The organism is Longimonas sp., assembly GCF_046498435.1.
Lineage (GTDB): Bacteria > Bacteroidota > Rhodothermia > Rhodothermales > Salinibacteraceae > Longimonas.
This window is the reverse complement of record NZ_JAWOAR010000085.1, coordinates 1-16,419: the sequence shown is the minus strand read 5'-3', so window position 1 is coordinate 16,419 and position 16,419 is coordinate 1. Positions and strand designations below refer to the sequence as shown.

Annotated in this window: 12 protein-coding genes; 10 read left to right on the top strand and 2 right to left on the bottom strand. The window is 58.9% G+C overall.

Annotated elements, in window-relative coordinates:
- Positions 1-457 precede the first annotated feature (457 nt).
- The 10 genes from R6U20_RS03700 to porV all read left to right on the top strand — a co-directional run bounded on the left by R6U20_RS03700 (position 458) and on the right by porV (position 13,297).
- Entirely contained in the window at positions 458-1,504 is a 1,047-nt protein-coding gene (locus tag R6U20_RS03700) for a hypothetical protein (protein WP_410336522.1), read from the top strand.
- Between the two features lie 105 nt (positions 1,505-1,609).
- Positions 1,610-3,247 carry a hypothetical protein gene (locus R6U20_RS03695; RefSeq protein WP_410336521.1) on the top strand — a complete coding sequence of 546 codons (1,638 nt, stop codon included), beginning with the start codon at positions 1,610-1,612 and terminating at the stop codon, positions 3,245-3,247.
- Positions 3,248-3,253: 6 nt separating this feature from the next.
- Positions 3,254-4,144 (top strand): hypothetical protein, encoded by an 891-nt coding sequence (locus R6U20_RS03690; protein WP_410336520.1) that lies wholly within the window; start codon positions 3,254-3,256, stop codon positions 4,142-4,144.
- 1,375 nt (positions 4,145-5,519) lie between these two features.
- Positions 5,520-6,308, top strand: coding sequence for a DUF92 domain-containing protein (locus R6U20_RS03685; RefSeq protein ID WP_410336519.1), 789 nt, complete (start codon positions 5,520-5,522; stop codon positions 6,306-6,308).
- Positions 6,309-6,538: 230 nt separating this feature from the next.
- A complete protein-coding gene (locus tag R6U20_RS03680) occupies positions 6,539-7,903 on the top strand; it encodes a dicarboxylate/amino acid:cation symporter (RefSeq protein ID WP_410336518.1) in 1,365 nt (454 codons plus the stop codon).
- Positions 7,904-8,040: 137 nt separating this feature from the next.
- The gene (locus R6U20_RS03675; protein WP_410336517.1) at positions 8,041-9,861 is read left to right on the top strand and encodes a sodium:solute symporter family protein; all 1,821 of its coding nucleotides are present in this window, start codon (positions 8,041-8,043) and stop codon (positions 9,859-9,861) included.
- 119 nt (positions 9,862-9,980) lie between these two features.
- Positions 9,981-10,622 carry an LON peptidase substrate-binding domain-containing protein gene (locus tag R6U20_RS03670; RefSeq protein ID WP_410336516.1) on the top strand — a complete coding sequence of 214 codons (642 nt, stop codon included), beginning with the start codon at positions 9,981-9,983 and terminating at the stop codon, positions 10,620-10,622.
- 42 nt (positions 10,623-10,664) lie between these two features.
- Positions 10,665-11,507, top strand: coding sequence for an MBL fold metallo-hydrolase (locus R6U20_RS03665; protein ID WP_410336515.1), 843 nt, complete (start codon positions 10,665-10,667; stop codon positions 11,505-11,507).
- Between the two features lie 25 nt (positions 11,508-11,532).
- Positions 11,533-11,766, top strand: coding sequence for a histidine kinase dimerization/phospho-acceptor domain-containing protein (locus R6U20_RS03660; RefSeq protein WP_410336514.1), 234 nt, complete (start codon positions 11,533-11,535; stop codon positions 11,764-11,766).
- Positions 11,767-12,163: 397 nt separating this feature from the next.
- Positions 12,164-13,297 (top strand): type IX secretion system outer membrane channel protein PorV, encoded by a 1,134-nt coding sequence (gene porV, locus R6U20_RS03655; protein ID WP_410336513.1) that lies wholly within the window; start codon positions 12,164-12,166, stop codon positions 13,295-13,297.
- Between the two features lie 542 nt (positions 13,298-13,839).
- Here porV and R6U20_RS03650 read toward each other — a convergent pair.
- Complete coding sequence (locus R6U20_RS03650) at positions 13,840-15,048, bottom strand: SGNH/GDSL hydrolase family protein (RefSeq protein ID WP_410336512.1); 1,209 nt, start codon at positions 15,046-15,048, stop codon at positions 13,840-13,842.
- 50 nt (positions 15,049-15,098) lie between these two features.
- Positions 15,099-16,419, bottom strand: a 1,321-nt coding sequence (locus tag R6U20_RS03645; protein ID WP_410336511.1) for an OmpP1/FadL family transporter, incomplete at its 5' end; no start/stop codon positions are given.

The following is a 16,419-nucleotide window of genomic DNA, read 5'->3' as shown; positions in this document are numbered from 1 at the left end:
CTTGGTCCGCATAGCTGGACGCAACAATCTCGAAGCCGCGATGCATCGCTTCCCCCTGAAATTGCTTCCCCCTGAAATTGCTTCCCCCTGAACCGGTCTACGTGCGCGAGAGCTTGAACGAGGTGTGGTGGTACGGCGCACCTCACTTTTGTTACCGTTGATGAGCAACGCATCACACTGGGAAACATGCTTCCATGCAAATTCTACAAAGGGAGAGGACTTTACGTACACACATCTGGTTCCGACCAGGGGTTGAAACACCGAGATTGGCTTGGAGCGCTGCTGAAGCGGTTTGCTTTTTCGGGAGGTCTGGTCCAACATGCCTTCATTGCCTGCAAACGCCGATTCTACTTACCCCCTGATTCGCGTATCTGAATTATCCTTGCGCCATTCGCACCGCGTATACGCCCTGCTCTTCGGCTAAGCCTTCTTACGCTCCGCACTTCCCTGTATGGATATGACCAACGACCACCCCATCGATGCTGATAACGAGTTGCAATCCAGCGGACCCGCGCATGGCAATGCCAGCGTAGAGCAAGAGGCACACTCGGTACCCGACTGGATCACTAACGACGGTTTGCTGCGCGACGAAGGAGCCCTGTTTGGCATGGCACAGGCAACGCAGGACCAGGTTGAGAATAAGGTGCAGGTCATTCGCGATGTGTACGAGGGGCTTATTGCGAAGGCGAAGCATCAGGAGGAGCGCCTAAACGAGCGTGCGTCGCATCTGAAGGATAAGCAGGCGGCGATTGAACGAAAGAAAGAGGCCATCCGGGCCAACATCGATGCGCCGGATGTGCCTGAGGTGGAAGGGTCAGAAGACCATACGCCGCATACGTTCATGCGTCATGTGACAGGGTTTTTGGTGACAGTAGTTGCGTGCATCGGCACGTTTTTTCTGATCTACGAGCAGTTTCAGAACGAATTCGACTATGCGCTGTGGATCTCGCTCGGCGTAACGCTGGCCGGTCTGTTCAGCGTGTTTAGCCCCGTGTCACTTCTTTTCACCAGCACCCGGGCGCAGACGCAGCCCCCCGACGCGCCCGAGCGGTGGAAGGTCTACCTGGTTGAGTTAGCTGTTCCGATTGCGGTGTCCACGTTTGTGGTGCTGTGGCGCGTTGAGGCGCACCTGTGGCCACGCTTGGTGGGACTCTGGCTTATGCTGACCATTTCCTTTTTGGTGGTAGGCCGGCTTCTGCTTAGCACTGTACCGCAGATGGCTCTGCTTTTTAAGGTGCTGAAGCGCCAGGTGAAGGTGGCCTGGATGCGGCGTAAACACAGAAAAGAACTGCAGGCGCTTCGTAATACCGAGCAGAAGAGGCTTGAAGAGGAGCAAGACGCACTGCAAGACGCATGGGAACAGCTCGACAGCACTCGTCCGCTCGAAAAGCTGTGCGAACGCAAGGTTCGCCTTTTCATCAGCGAGTACGATCTGGCGCGCCGCTGGTCCGCGACTCAGGGAGAGCCACGCATCCGCCCCGAAATCATCTCTGAAGACGCCTGAACCGCGCCCCACGTTGCTCTGCCAATCGTCTGAAACCGCTCTACTATGGGAATCTGGGAGAACATATCTAAAAACATACCGGGATGGGGAGGTTCGTCTGATGCTTTGAGCAATGGCGCTGCCTCCAGCGGAGATGCCAACGCATCAGACCCGAATGCGAGCGATGCAGAGCTGTCGCACAATGGCGCTCCACACAACGGGACGTCTGCCGAGAATGCACTTGCGGGGGCGGCCTCAGGAGAAGCGTCTGAGGAGGCGCAGGCTGCGCGTACGAAAGAAGGCGCACGTCAGGTTATGAGCACGCGGTACACCTTCACTACGAAGGAGGAACCCGACGCCGATCGGCCCTTTGCGCATGGTTACGTCGATGGGGCCGAGAGCGTTGAGAAGACGCCATTTGAGCGGTTTGTGCGCATCCAGGCGGAGGTGGAGCGCATCAACGAGGAGCTGGAACGCCTGAACGAACGTGAGCAGGAGCTAAAAGCCACCCGCGAGGAGCGCGTCGAGCTCGAAGCCAACGTAGAGCGCGACCGCGTGCGCCTTGAAGGGGATGAGCGCGATGCTGCCGAAGCCGAGGAAGCCTACAACGAAGCCGCCATCACGCACGCATCCACCCAAAAGACAGAACGCAAAGCGGATGCTGCCGAAGAAACGCCGGACTCCAGCGCTAACGACACGCCCCCTAAGCGCGGCTCCCTGCTGTATGCTGGGCTCTACACGCTTGCTGGATTTGTGTTCGTGGGCGGCGAGATCATTATGTCTCGCGAGGTTGTGGCGAATGGACTCCGCTTACAGGGCCAGGTGGAGCCGTGGCTTTTTGCGATTGGCATTGCCTTGCTTGCAGTGCTCCTGAAGCCTGCGTACGACCGCATGGTCGAAAAGCCGTACTGGAATGGAAATAAGCGTCCCTTCCAGATTGTGATTGGCCTAACTGTGGTGCTTACGCTGGCTACGCTGGTTGTCTTGGGCGCCTTTCGAACCGAGGCGTACTCGACCGAGCAGCAGCAAGAGCGCCTCAATGAGCAAATCAGTAACCTGCAGAACGAGGGGGCGCCGACTGAAGAAATTGAGCCGCTACAGCAGCGCTACGACGAGTTGGATACAGTGCGGTTTAACAGCAGGCTGGGCCTGTGGTCGTTCATCTTAACGGGGGTGCTCTTTGCCGTTGCGGGCGCCATCAGTCTTGGCATTGGGCTGAACCATCTGCGCACCTGGTTCTACCGGCGTTACCAGGGCGTTCGCGGCTGGCCCGGCCGTGGGGTAGGGTGGATTAGTGGGCTTTGGAGACGTCGTAAGCTCAATCGTCTGCGCGACGAGCAGAAAGCGTTGCGCAAGAAGCGGGATGCCCAGCGCGTGCAGCTCCGCGGACGCGAGAAAGCGCTGAGCCACATGCCAGCTATGGAGGCTATAGACGATCAGATAAGCCGGGTAGAGGCGCATCAAGAGGAACTACGTGCTGCACGCTCAGCGGCAATCAGCAATCGGGACGTAGAGGCATATTCCAGCGGATACGATCTGGCGCAGCAGAGTAAGGTGTCGTTCCAGGCGACCTCCAACTCGCCCCCCTCTACAAACGGTTCCTCTACAAACGGTTCCTCTACAAACGGTTCCTCTACAAACGGAACGAACGGCCCACCTAACGGCACGTCCCGCACATCCCGCACGGACGACGAGTCGTCGCGCCGCCGCCCGTTTCTGCGCGTGCGCGATGAGATCTCCAGCAGTACCTTCAACAACAAATAATTTTGTATGCCTACTTCTTCATTGTGGCGATGTACGCTCATCGCCGCCTGTGCTACGCTTGTGCTTTTCCCCGGCTGCATGTCAGGATGTGACACAGACTGGGTTGCGAAACTGACAGCACCCGATCCGGAGTGCGTATCTACAGAGGAAAACAATCCGGGCTATGATCAGACCATTGTGTTTGTGGATGCGAGCGGGAGCGCCAATCAAGACGCGATTCTCGACCACTACGAAGGTGAACTCAACTGGCTCATTGACGAGCGTCTCGATGAGGGTAAGTACTGCAAGGACGGGGAGATTGCTGGGCATCCCGGAGACCAGTTGCACCTGTTCCCCATTCACGAAAAGACGATCAGCAAAGAGGGGCGGTGGGACGTCGAAAATGGGGCCGCCCCCCCCGAGTGGTCGCAGTTTGGAGGCGATTTGGAAAACAACAAAACCAAATTCCGGTCGCGCTTATCCCGGTTTGAGACAAACACCAGGGAGGAAGTCCCCACCCGCGTATCCAACATTGTAACTAACAGCGCCTTTAGCGGGGCTACGGATATCTGGGGGAGTTTGCAGGTGATCGGGGACGAGGTCGATCCCAACGCATCCAGCGTGCAGGTGGTGTACCTCAGCGACATGTTCGAGGCTGTGGGCGGATCGGGACGCCGTAACTTTGAGAGTCGTCCTCCAACCACAAATGAACAAGCCCGCGAGTGGGCTCGCCGAGATGTGGGGGAGAACCTGAACCAGCATATCAACCTGACAGAGGAGCGCACCGAGGCGCTGAGGCAGGCTGAGGTGCGCGTGCTGCCGGGCCCGCTGGCTACGAAAGATAGCGCGCCCGAGGTGCAGGTCTACTGGGAAACGCTCTTTCAGGAGTTGGGTGTGCAGAACGTTCGTTACAACTAAGCATGCAATAGTCCGTGCAGGTTTGCGAGGGTCAAGTAGCGATTTGTCCGGTCTTAAGCACCGATTGCGCCTCCCGATCCGATAAGATCCACTCGTCGCTCAAGCCGAGTTTGGAGAAAGGGCAACCGTTCAAAAAAACGGTTGGAGGCCAATGTGCAGTAGGTTCGGAGTGAACAGTTGGCTTTTTCGGCCATTAGGCGGAGCAGGTTCACGCCCGCTACGCTCATGATCAGGTGGAAGTCAATCTTCTCTTGGCTTCGGGTCTGGCAGTGGGTGAGACCGGTGTGCTACTTGGCATCTCGGATCACAAACTCAATCTGGTAGCGTAGGCAACAGTACCTAAAAACAGTACCTAACAACTGCTTCGTGCTCCTGCGCCGTGTCAGTCGAGCAGAGAAGAAGGGGGGGCTGTCTTTCAGTCTCTGAGCAAAACGATGTGCAGGTTCCGCCTGAAGAGCGGGCTGTTAGCCACAGTCGTCCAGATCTCGACATGTGTTCGGTCTGGCGGGCGCCATTGGCGTGCTCATGGCAACGCCCCTCGCCGTCGTCCTCATCGTTCTCATTCAAATGCTGTATGTAGCAGATACGCTGGGCGATTCGGTGCCTACACTGGGCGAGTAGGGCCTGCCGGTGAGGGCGTTTGTCTGGATACAGAAGGGACCCCAACAATCAAGGCGGTGAAGAAAACGCCTGATGTCGGCTCCGTGCGCGCTGAAATTTATCAAACTCATTCGCAGGCTCGCTCAAACAGGATCAATTTTCGAGCGCGTCCCTCCGGGCTTCGTCCGGGCGGCCCACTTCTTCGAGGCCGGAAGGGCTTCATACCGCGGGGAGGTGTGAATCCTGTAAACGAAATACCCTCAAACAGATGACCTGAATGCGGATCCAATGGCACGGACGATCCAGTCGATCTAGCAAAGGGAGATATGGTTGATCAAGTGGTAAAGCAAACAAAGCTCTGGCTAACAAAATATCAGAGAGAAAGTTATGTGCAAGGACTAGCCTCCGAGGGGGAGTTGGGAAGTGGCCCCTCACAGTTCCTTCCTCCCGGGGGAGGAAGGGTAGGATGGAGGGGAAAATACGCATCTGAACTCAACCTTTCAGGGTTGACACAGCACCAGCACCGAAAGCATGCGGCCCACGCCCTCCAGCTACCGCAAGGGGGGCGATGCATCACTTAGCATCAGCCAGCTCCTTTTGTTGAAGACTTACGCAGTTGCAGCGCACATATCGTTATCTCGTCGCGAGGCTCGGCCTCGTGACATTGCCGTTCAGGGGCTCTGCCCCGTTTGTACGTAAGAAATAACGAAGGCTCGGGTCAAGTGCGTAACTCCCATTGTTTTTTTGAGGATACAGAGCATTACGCTCCGCTCCCATGTTCTACACCAAGCTTGCAATCGGCGGCGCGCTGGCCGTGAGCATTGCCGTGGTCGTGTACAAGATGCGCTGGCTCACCAAAGCAGGCGCCGGGCTTGGAGGGGCGTTTGGAGCGCACGTTGTGCTTGCCGGAGGCGCAGCCTGGGCACTCCCCCTGGCTGTGTTTGTGGCCTCTGGCAGCCTGTTCGCGCGTTTGGACGGGCGCGCCCATGGGGGAGCAGATAAACCCGAAGAGAAGACGCCTCCCCGTACTGCTGCGCAGGTGCTCGCTAACGGAGGCGTGGCATGGGTCGCACTTGTTGTGCTTCCCTACACCGATGGCATGGTAGCGTACATGGCGTTTGCCGGCGCGCTTGCCACCGCCACCGCCGACACCTGGGGCACCGAAATCGGGACGCGCTGGCGCGGGCAGGCGTGGTCGCTCGCTACGGGCCGCTGGGTTGAAGCGGGCGCCTCGGGGGCAATCTCGGGCGCCGGCACGGGGGCAGGAGCCGTAGGGGCCAGCGTCATCGCCGCCCTGGCTGCCAGCGTAGGCCCGCTCTCGTGGATCATGGCCGGATGCATAGCCGCAAGCGGCGTGATTGGTAGCCTGGTAGATAGCGGACTCGGCGCCTTCGCCCAGGCGCAGTATGCTGATCCCGGCGATACAAAACTGCGTGACAGACCAATGTCGGCCTCCGACACGCCCGTACGCGGCGTCCGCCTGCTCACCAACAGCGGGGTGAATGCACTGGCCACGCTCGCGGGGAGCGCACTCGCTGTAGCAACCACCGTCTGGCTGCTATAATCTGGCTGCTATAATCTGGCTGCTATGACACGAACTGACATCTCACGGTGCAAAACCAGACACTGCCCTTGTTTCCGGGAGGTGAACTCCTTTTCTTGTGTTGATCCATGAACGTCTAAGGAGCTATCTGGTGGATGGATGAGATCCACGACGTTTGCAGGCCGCAGACCGTCCGCCAAACAGCTTCCAACACCTTCCCCACTACCTTGAATGCAACCTACGCATCCCCTATGCCCTGGTACCGCAAGCTGCACTGGCAAATCATTATCGGTCTTCTGCTCGGATTGGCCTACGGCATTGTGGGAGCAGCGCAGGGCTGGGAGCAGTTTACGGCGTACTGGATTGCGCCATTTGGTACCATCTTTCTGAATCTGCTCAAACTCATCGCGGTACCGCTGATTCTGGCGTCGCTGGTGGTGGGAATTGCCTCGCTGGCCGATCTGAACAAGCTTTCGCGCATCGGCGGCAAGACGATCGGGCTCTACCTGATTACCACCGTCATCGCGCTTGTGGTAGGGCTGACGCTCGTAAATACGCTGGATCCAGGGGGCTCGGTGCCTGCCGAGATGCAGCAGCAACTCGAAGAAACCTACCGCGATGACGTGGGCGAGCGCGAAGCCTTTGCCGAAGACGCCGCCGATCGGGGTCCGCTGCAGCCCATTGTCGATATGGTGCCAGCCAACTTCTTCAATTCGGCCTCCGACAACGGCAACATGCTGCAAGTGGTGTTCGTGGCGTTCTTCATTGGGATCGGGTTGCTCCTGATACCGGGCGAGAAGGCACAGCCGCTCATCGACTTCTTCGACAGCCTGAACACCCTCATCATCAAGCTGGTCGAAATTATCATGCTCACTGCACCGGTGGGCGTGTTCGGGCTCCTGGCAGATGCGATTGTGTCGATTGCCGCCGACAGTCCAGCCGAGCTGGGGTCGCTTCTCAGCGCACTTGGCTACTACTGCGTGGTTGTGGTGCTGGGGCTGGCCGTGATGGTATTTGTCGTGTACCCACTATTCGTCACGCTCTTCACGCGCAAAAGCGTCCCCGAGTTTTTCAAAGCGATCGCTCCGGCGCAGCTCGTGGCGTTTTCAACCTCGTCGAGCGGGGCCACACTGCCTATTACGATGGAGGTGAGCGAGAAGAATCTGGGTGTGTCCAAAGAAATTTCCTCGTTTGTGCTGCCGCTCGGCGCCACGATCAACATGGATGGCACGGCGCTCTATCAGGCGGTGGCGGCGGTGTTCATCGCGCAGGTACTGGGTCTGGATCTGACCATGGTGCAGCAGCTCAACATTGTGCTCATCGCCGTGCTGGCTTCGATTGGCACCGCAGGCGTGCCCAGCGCGGGCATCGTTATGCTGGTCGTGATTCTGGAGTCGGTGGGTGTGCCGAGCGCAGGTATTGCGCTGATTCTGGGCGTAGATCGTCCGCTCGATATGCTGCGCACGGTGAACAACATCACCGGCGATACGATGGTGGCCTCGGTCGTGGCCGAAAGTGAGAACGCGCTTAGCGATGTGAACGGTGTGATGCAGATGGGCACGAACGACTCCGGACCGCTCACGACGGCTGCTTCGGAGACAAGCTCCACGTCTTAACGAAGGACGTTTGGAGTAACACGTTTTGTGTGGGTCCCTGGCTGTACCTATTCGGGGGGATGCGTAGCTCTGTATCTCCCTAAAAACAGACAGGCAAGCCCGCTGTGTACTGTGCTTTGCCCAACATCCCCCTGTGAATGCACTGGATTGACGGCCTCATCATTGCGCTGTACCTGATCGGCGCGCTGGCGCTGGGAGCGTACCTGTCGCGGCGTGCCTCGCAGTCGGTCGAAGATTTCTTCATTTCGGGGCGCTCGCTGCCGTGGTGGCTCGCAGGGACGTCGATGGCGGCTACCACGTTTTCGATTGATACGCCGCTCTATGTGGCAGGCGTGGTGGGCGAGCGTGGCATCGCAGGCAACTGGGAGTGGTGGGCGTTTGGCGTGGGCCACGTGGCGCTCATCTACGTGTTTGCGCGGCTCTGGCGGCGCAGTGCCATTGTAACGGATGCGGAGCTCATCGAGATGCGCTACAGCGGACGCCCCGCTGCTGTGCTGCGCGTGGTGAAGGCGTTTCTCTTCGCAGTGCCCATTAACTGCATCGGCATTGGCTACATCATGCTGGCGGCGCTGAAGGTGATGGAGGCGCTCTCGTTCTGGTCGCTCCTGGGCATTCCGACCGGTGGCACGGTGCTGGGGCTGGACCCAAAGATGCTGTCGGTGCTGGTGCTGCTTGTGTTTGTGTTGCTGTATGCGGGCCTGGCGGGCCTCTGGGGCGTGGTGGCCACCGACTTTGTGCAGTTTGTGCTGGCGCTGATTGGGGCTGTGCTCGTGGCCTGGTTTGCCATTCGAAGTCCCGAAGTGGGCGGGCTCGGCGGACTCGTGACGCAGGCGCAGGCCACGACCGACTTTGACGTGCTGGCTTTTGTGCCGTTCGAGATTGGCTGGGACGACGGGCTGCGCATTGGGTGGAGCGCGTTTGCGGGGATTTCAGCATCCACCTTCTTTGCGTATGTGTTCGTGCAGTGGTGGACGTTCCGCCGCTCTGATGGGGGCGGCGAGTTCATTCAGCGCCTGGCGGCCTCGCGCAACGAGCAACACGCCGAGTGGGCCGCCTGGCTCTTCAACATCCTGCACTACGTGATTCGCACCTGGCCCTGGGTGCTCGTAGCACTGGCCGCGCTCGTGGTGTACCCCGACCTCGACGATCCCGAGATGGGCTATCCTATGCTCATGCTCGACTACCTGCCCGTGGGCGTGCTCGGACTGGCGGTGGCCTCGCTCCTGGCGGCGTTTATGAGCACCGTATCGACCCAGATTAACTGGGGCGCCTCCTACCTCACGCACGACGTGTACGCCCGCTTCGTGCGTCCAGAGGCTACGCAAGACGAACTGGTGCTGGCTGGGCGCGTGGCCTCGTTGCTCATTGCTACGATTGGCGCAGTAGCGGCCTTCTTCTCGGAGAGCGTAGCCACGATCTTCCGGCTGGTTATTGCCATCGGTACCGGGCCTGGCGTGGTGCTCATTCTGCGCTGGTTCTGGTGGCGCATTAATGCGTGGGCCGAGCTTTCGGCAATGTGCGCAGGCTTCTTGATTGGGGTGACGACAACGCTCTATCCTGGCGCAATTATCGACGACTTTGGGCTCCGCCTGGGCGTCATTACTGTGCTTACGGGCATCGTATGGATCAGTGTGATGTACGCCACGAAGCCTGAATCTGCCGAGACGCTGCGGCGCTTCTACCGTATGGCGCGTCCGGGTGGACCCGGCTGGGCCCGGCAGCGTGCCGAAACCGGGGTCGCGCCTGTGGCCTCGCTGTCGCTTAGCATCTGGAGTACCGTGGCGGCGGTGGGCCTGCTCTTTGGCATCATGTTCGCCACCGGCGGCGCGCTGCTGCTGCGTCCGGCAGTGGCGCTCGGATGTGGCGGCATCGCGGTGGTGTCGGGATATGCGTTGTACCGGCTGCGCCAGGGGGCAGCCCCCATTATTGAGACCGATTCGCCCCCTGTATCCTCCTGAACCCATAGACCAAGCAAGAAAGAACAGGCTTTGCACACTCGAATGCGGGTGTGGGGAAACACCCATTTTGGCGCGTAGGTTTGACATATGCTACTTACCCACGGCCCCACGCAAACCTCATGTCCACCATCGACGACCTTCCGCTTTTTCCGCTCGGCCTGGTGCTGTATCCGCATGAGCAGGTGCCCCTGCATATCTTTGAGGAACGCTACAAAGACCTGATGGCGTTCTGTAGGACGCACGACGTTCCGTTTGGCGTGGTACTGGCCGAGGAGGGGTCCATTGCATCGGTAGGATGCACAGCCTACATTCAGCGCATTCTGAAGCGATACGAGAACGGAAGCGCCGATCTGATTGCGAAGGGCGATGAGCGCTTTCGGATCAACGAGGTCTTTGACGATCGCGCCTCGTACTACACCGCCGATGTGACCCTCATCGAGGATACGTCGACCGAGGTAGACCCCGCCACACGCGAGCGCATGATCACCCAGCACATGAAGCTGCTCGAACTGGCCGGACGCACCGTACGACCGGGGCTCTACCAAACGGACCAGCCGCTCTCGTTTGTCTTGGCGCAGAACGCAGGGCTGTCGCTGGAGCAGAAGCAAGAAGTGCTGCAACTGCGCACCGAAATTGAGCGCGTCAATTACCTGGTGGAGCACTTCGGAAAGCTCATCCCCCAGGTGGAACAGCAAGAAGACGTGCAGCGCCGCGTCAAGTCGAACGGGCACTTCAAAGACTTTCCGCCCGAGGATGTGTAGGTTGCATGTGTCGCGATTCTGTGCAGCAGCCTACACCGTCCTATGATCGAATGCGGACCCTACACGCTCCACCAGCTTGAAACCGGCACCTTTAAGCTCGACGGCGGGGCCATGTTCGGCATTGTGCCCAAGCCGCTTTGGGAGAAGCGCATCCCCGCCGACGACCAAAACCGCATTGAACTGGCCATGCGCTGCCTGCTGATACAGGGCCGGGGGCGCTGCATCTTGGTAGATACCGGCATCGGCAGCACGTTTTCGGAGAAAGAGCAGTCGATCTTCGGGATCGACCATTCGGTGCACACGCTTGCGGATAGTCTCAACGCGGTAGGGGTAGCGCCGTCGGAGGTAACCGATGTGGTGTTTACGCATCTGCATTTTGATCATAGCGGAGGCGCAGTGATCTGCCATGAGGATGAGGTGAGGCCGCATTTCCCGAAAGCGACCCATCATGTGCAGGCCAAGCATTGGGAGGCGGCACGGGCTCCGAATCCCAAAGAAACCAACTCGTTTCGCGAAACCATTCTCGATCCCCTGGCCCACCAGGTGGCGTGGACGTTCCACGAGGGCCCGGGCCCGCTCATGCCTGGCATCGACCTGCGCTGTGTAGATGGCCACACCACCGCCCAACAGATGGTGAAGGTGAGCGGCCCCGAGGCAACGTACGTGTTTGTGGCCGACCTGCTGCCCACCCATCACCACGCCGGAGCGGCCTGGACGATGGCGTACGACATTGCACCTCTGCAGACCATTGACGAGAAGGCAAGGTTCTTGCAAGATGCAGAAGCAGACGGTTGGACGCTTCTCCTTGAGCACGATCCCGATGTACCAATGGGGCACGTGCAGACGACCGATCGTGGACGACGTATTGTACCTGCTTCCACCTGACTTTATCCTTGACTCTGGCCCTATCATGAGTAGTCTCCCCGATGCCGAAGCGCTCCACGATACGCTCAGCGAAATTATTCACGATGTGAACAACCCGCTCTCCATCATCCATGGCAACGCGCAATTCTTAATCGAGGTGGCCAAAGAAGAAGGAGAAGAGGGGGCCGTTCAAGAGGCGCTGCAGGATATTCATGATGCGACCAACCAACTGTCGGAGCGGCTGAAGCGCCTGGAAGAATTGCGTGATGGGCTCGCGTAATTTGCCGAACTAAGTGTGTGTTAAGGAGATGCGCCCGGGTTCATTCGGCGCGGTCTCTCACGGAGCCAAATGCATTCTACAACGAACGTGAGGGGCGCTATGAGCCGAAAAAGCACTGCGGAATAGCAAAGAAGCCCCGCCGGGAGCCTGCGAATATCCGGCGGGTGGTCTTGCTTTTAAGTGCATTGATGCCTACCCTCATAAGCACGTTGTTCTCTGTCATTCACCTGTAGCCTATCGATACGAACGGATACACGCTTTCTTGGTGTCTTACGTACACTGCACGCTCACGCCACGTGCTCATGCTATGGGGGTACAACATGGCAGCGCGATGTGGGTATGCTAAGGACATGCCAAGTTGCTTTCCGTAGATCGATAACGCAGTTAGCTCGCACTCATGACTTTGACTTCTTCTCACCGATCCCTCCGGCAGTGGATCGGAGTTGTTGGAACCACGCTCCTCCTTCTTACGCTGACCACAGCCGCGCATGCCCAGTTAGGGCAGTCGTCGGCCCTGTTCTTGCGGATTGAGCCCGACAGCCGCGGTGCAGGCATGGGTAACACCGGCGTGGCCCTCGCCGATAACGCCAACGCCATGTTCTGGAATCCAGCAGGCCTGGGGTTTCAGGAAACCTCCGAGGTAGGAATTACGCATGCCAACTGGCTCCCCGAGTTTGATGCCGGGCTCTTTTACGAGTACCTGGTTGGCACGTACCACTTGGATGGCGTGGGGACCTTTGGCGGAAATATCATCTTCCTTAACCTGGGCGAATTAGAAGTGATTGACGGGGACGGCAACGAGGTCCGCGTTGACAACACCTTCGAGATGGCAACCGGGCTCTCCTACGGGCGCAAGCTCAGCGAAACCTTCAGCATCGGAGCAGGCGCTCGCTTTATCTACTCAAAACTGTCCGAAAGTGAGGGCGATGTAGATAGCGGCACCGCAACCACCGGCACCTTCGACCTGTCCGCGCTCTATCGGAGTCAGCCGTTCGACCTCCTTGGCGTGCCCACTACGTTCTCGGGCGGGGCCAACCTGGCCAATATGGGGACCCATATCCGCTACTCCGAGGAGAAACAGGCTGTGCCCACCAACTTGCGGCTCGGCTACGCCCTGACGTTCGACTTCGACGAGTACAATAGCCTCACCCTTGCGAACGACTTCAACAAAGAGATGATCAGCGTTGACTCGACCGGAGCCAACCCTGACCCCTTCTACCAGTCGATATTCACGTCGTGGGAATCGCGCCCCGGCGAACTGCGTCCCGGCGACGAGGACCCAACCGAGCTGGGCGTCATCGATCAGTTCACCGTTGGTAGCGGACTTGAGTACTGGTATGCCGATCTCTTTTCGCTACGCACCGGCTATTTCTACGAGCACCCCGACAACGGCAACCGTCAGTTCCTCACGTTCGGAGCGGGTGTACGCTGGAATATCGTGGGCATCGACTTCTCGTACCTCTACACACTCGAAGAAGACAACCCGCTCTCCGATACCCTGCGGTTTAGCTTGCTGCTTTCGTTCCAGTAGCACGTGACATGACTGCTTTGTAGGAGGATACGGACAGCGTATCCCTAAAATATGGCTCCCTCTCAAGCGTGAAACACACTGCTTGAGGGGGAGCTTTTTTTAGCGGTACAGGTCTCCAACGGCCCGCGAAATACGTCGCAGCGCGCATGTCCGCATGCGTCGTTGATGTATAGAGGGATGGACGTGTGGACGGTTGGAGGAGTGCACCGTCCATCCCTCCTCCATTCATCCCTCCATCCGTCCACACCCACACGAGGCCAAAGGGCCGACTGACGACGTACATCCGGTGTTGTGCAGAGAAGCGAGCCCACAACGGTCCAACTGGGTTTGTTATTGGGCATCAGAGCCTCCCGGTTGGGACGTCACGAGGCGGAGCCCCGCGACGAGATGACGTGTGTGAACCACAACTGCGTATGTTCCCCCCGCAATGCTGGAACTGGGTTGGTGGCAAGCCAAATAAAAAAGCGTGGAGCCCCCCCGGCTGGGGGACTCCACGCTATTGTATGCAGTAGGTGGCGACGGCAAGACAGCCGCCTTACGTGTCATTCCAGCGTAGGCAGCGAGGTGCCATACTCCGCGTTGATCGCCTCAATTGTCGTGTTTGCTATAACCTGGTGTGTGGCACCGTTCGGGTGGATGCCGTCGAGCGAGAAGGCCGTGCCAAAGAAATCCTCATCAGGATCGGTGAAGTCAGGAAACGGCGGAATGGCGCCGCTCTCACGCAGATCTCGCAGCGTTGGGTTGATGGGCTGGTAGACCCAGCCGCGCTCATCAGCCTCGCTCTGGATGAAGCTGTTGTAGGCGTCTACGCGGCTTTGTAGCAGAGCCACCTCTTCGCCGACCAGCACGCGCTCGTCGGTGGCGCAGTTCAGGGTTACATCGTCGCCTTCCAGGGCACTGGCCAGCAGCTCAGAAAGCCCGTAGTTAGCAGGCACCAACGTGGTGACTCCCTGCTGATCAGGCGCGCAACTGGTATCCACATTGAACGAGCCCCAGTTTGGACTCAGGTTGCTGCCTACCGCATTAATCTGGTCTTCGGCAGCAGCATAGGCAGCACCTGCCGAGAAGTGCGGGATCAAAGTTATGTCGCTCACGCCGAAGAGCACACCGCCCTGTGCGCCTGCGTCTTCAAGCGCATCAAGTGCGGATGTGTAACGCGCCTCAAAGTCGTCCACAGATGTAACGGTTTCAGAGTTGACGACCCCTGCAAAGGCCGCATTGAGCACATCGTTGTTGCCCGTCCAGATGGTCACAAACGTGGGTTCGGCTTCGACCGCGGCCTCCACCTGGGTACGTCCGCCCAGGAAGAGTTGAGTCAGGGCGTTGGCATTGTTTCTGGGGGCGCTGTTGTCGAGTAGGTCAACGACAGCAGAGCCCGGTACGGCTACGTTGTTAAGACGCACCGGCGGAGCTTGGCGCAGTCCGCATGGAGCATCGCCGGCTCGTTCGCCCGTGATTGCGTTGGTGAGGGGAGGCGGGCATCCATCACCTGCGAGCAACGGACTGTTAAAGGGCGTGCCCATCTGTTCGGCCAGCAACACCGGGTAGGCTTGTTGCTGCGTGGTTGAGTCGATTCCGCTGGATTGAAAACCTGCCGTAATGCTGTTGCCCAGCGATACGTAGCGGGCAAACAGGTCGTCTTCAACCGGTGGGGGCGTAAGCGAGTCGTCATCGCATCCGGTAAGCAGAAGAACGCTTGCAAGTAGCAGCGCAGACAGCAGCGCGGAAAGTCGTGTTCGGAATGTATACATAAGGTGTCAACGGGAAAGAGACGGCAGGATACGAAAGAGCAGCGGACCTACTACAGCGAGAAGGTCGCTGTGAGACCAAACAGGTGGGCGTCGAAGCTGTAGAGCCCGTTTGTGTCGGGGCGACCTTCAGACAAACCGCGCGTGCGTCCGCGCCGGTCGTTTTGCCCAAGGTACTGGTACGACGCGTTGACGCGTAGCAGGTCGCTTGCTTGCCAGCCCGCGCCCACGGTAAAGTGGTTGCGGTCATTCTCTGGGAGCAGCGGCGTAACGACCTCGTCGGGGGCCGCGGCCTGATTGAAGAGATAGCCGCCACGCACTGTCCATGCATCGCTGAGGGCGTACTCGGCCCCAAAGCGAATGGCGTTGGTATCACCGTAGTTTTCGTTGCGAACCACAGGATCCTCCTGGTTCTCGAACTCAATCACAATCTCATCGAAGCTCGACCACTGCGTCCACTGATAATCAACCATCACCGTAAGGCGGTCGGTGGCTTCTACACTTGCGCCGAACACAACCTGCATCGGCATCGTGAGCGACGTTTCGATATCTTGTGTTCCCAGAGCGTTTTCATCGTCAAACTGGCCTCGCACTAACGCGTCGAGGTCGGGGAAGACCGTAACAGGCTGGCCGAGAATCTCCGACAGTTGCGGTGTTGTAGGAAGGCCGGTACTGATTTGGTCGAAGGTGGCTGTTCCCGTATAATTGAGTTCAACAGGAGCCATGACGCGGGCGCCAAACCGAACGCGGTCGGTCGCTTCAACCTGCACACCCAGGTGTGCGCCTAATCCAAAAGCCCAGTCGCCATCAAGCTTCGAATCAGCAAACGCGGTATGGAAGGGAACGCCAACGGATCCAAAGGTGAGGTCGCTGCCAGGAAGGTTCTGTGCGGAGAGATCGACCACTTGGTTTAGCTCCACCGTTCCCATCACTATATTAGGCCCGCCGCCCACCGAAATGCGGTCCGTGAGCTGGTAGGCCACCGTCGGCTGAATGTAGATGGATTCGACGCTATTGTCGTAGCCCTCAAAGGCGCCGTCGAAGCTGCGGTCCCACTCGGTGGCCAGCCCGTATGGCACGAACACGCCGAGCCCAAGAGCAAGATCAGGCGAAAGGCGGTGAGAGGCGTAGAGGTGTGGAGCTGGAATGGGGCTGTTCTGCAGATCTGTTGTCTGCTGCGTGTAGTCGTCGGTGAACGAGCCGCCGGCCGCAATGACGGTCGTCCCCAGACTCACGGTGGTGCCTTGCGTGCTCAAGAGGCCGGCGGGGTTGAAGAAGATGTCCGACGCATCCCCACACGAAGTGGCCACTCCGGCGCCGCCACGTCCCATAACGCAGGTGCCTTGCTCGTAGACGCCAAATCCCTGGGCCGAA

Bases quoted from the DNA above. Each gene is read 5' to 3' on its own strand.
- R6U20_RS03690 (WP_410336520.1), top strand. From the start codon at position 3,254: ATGCCTACTTCTTCATTGTGGCGATGTACGCTCATCGCCGCCTGTGCT.
- R6U20_RS03650 (WP_410336512.1), bottom strand. From the start codon at position 15,048: ATGTATACATTCCGAACACGACTTTCCGCGCTGCTGTCTGCGCTGCTA.
- porV (WP_410336513.1), top strand. From the start codon at position 12,164: ATGACTTTGACTTCTTCTCACCGATCCCTCCGGCAGTGGATCGGAGTT.
- R6U20_RS03700 (WP_410336522.1), top strand. From the start codon at position 458: ATGACCAACGACCACCCCATCGATGCTGATAACGAGTTGCAATCCAGC.
- R6U20_RS03675 (WP_410336517.1), top strand. From the start codon at position 8,041: ATGCACTGGATTGACGGCCTCATCATTGCGCTGTACCTGATCGGCGCG.
- R6U20_RS03670 (WP_410336516.1), top strand. From the start codon at position 9,981: ATGTCCACCATCGACGACCTTCCGCTTTTTCCGCTCGGCCTGGTGCTG.
- R6U20_RS03665 (WP_410336515.1), top strand. From the start codon at position 10,665: ATGATCGAATGCGGACCCTACACGCTCCACCAGCTTGAAACCGGCACC.
- R6U20_RS03680 (WP_410336518.1), top strand. From the start codon at position 6,539: ATGCCCTGGTACCGCAAGCTGCACTGGCAAATCATTATCGGTCTTCTG.
- R6U20_RS03685 (WP_410336519.1), top strand. From the start codon at position 5,520: ATGTTCTACACCAAGCTTGCAATCGGCGGCGCGCTGGCCGTGAGCATT.
- R6U20_RS03660 (WP_410336514.1), top strand. From the start codon at position 11,533: ATGAGTAGTCTCCCCGATGCCGAAGCGCTCCACGATACGCTCAGCGAA.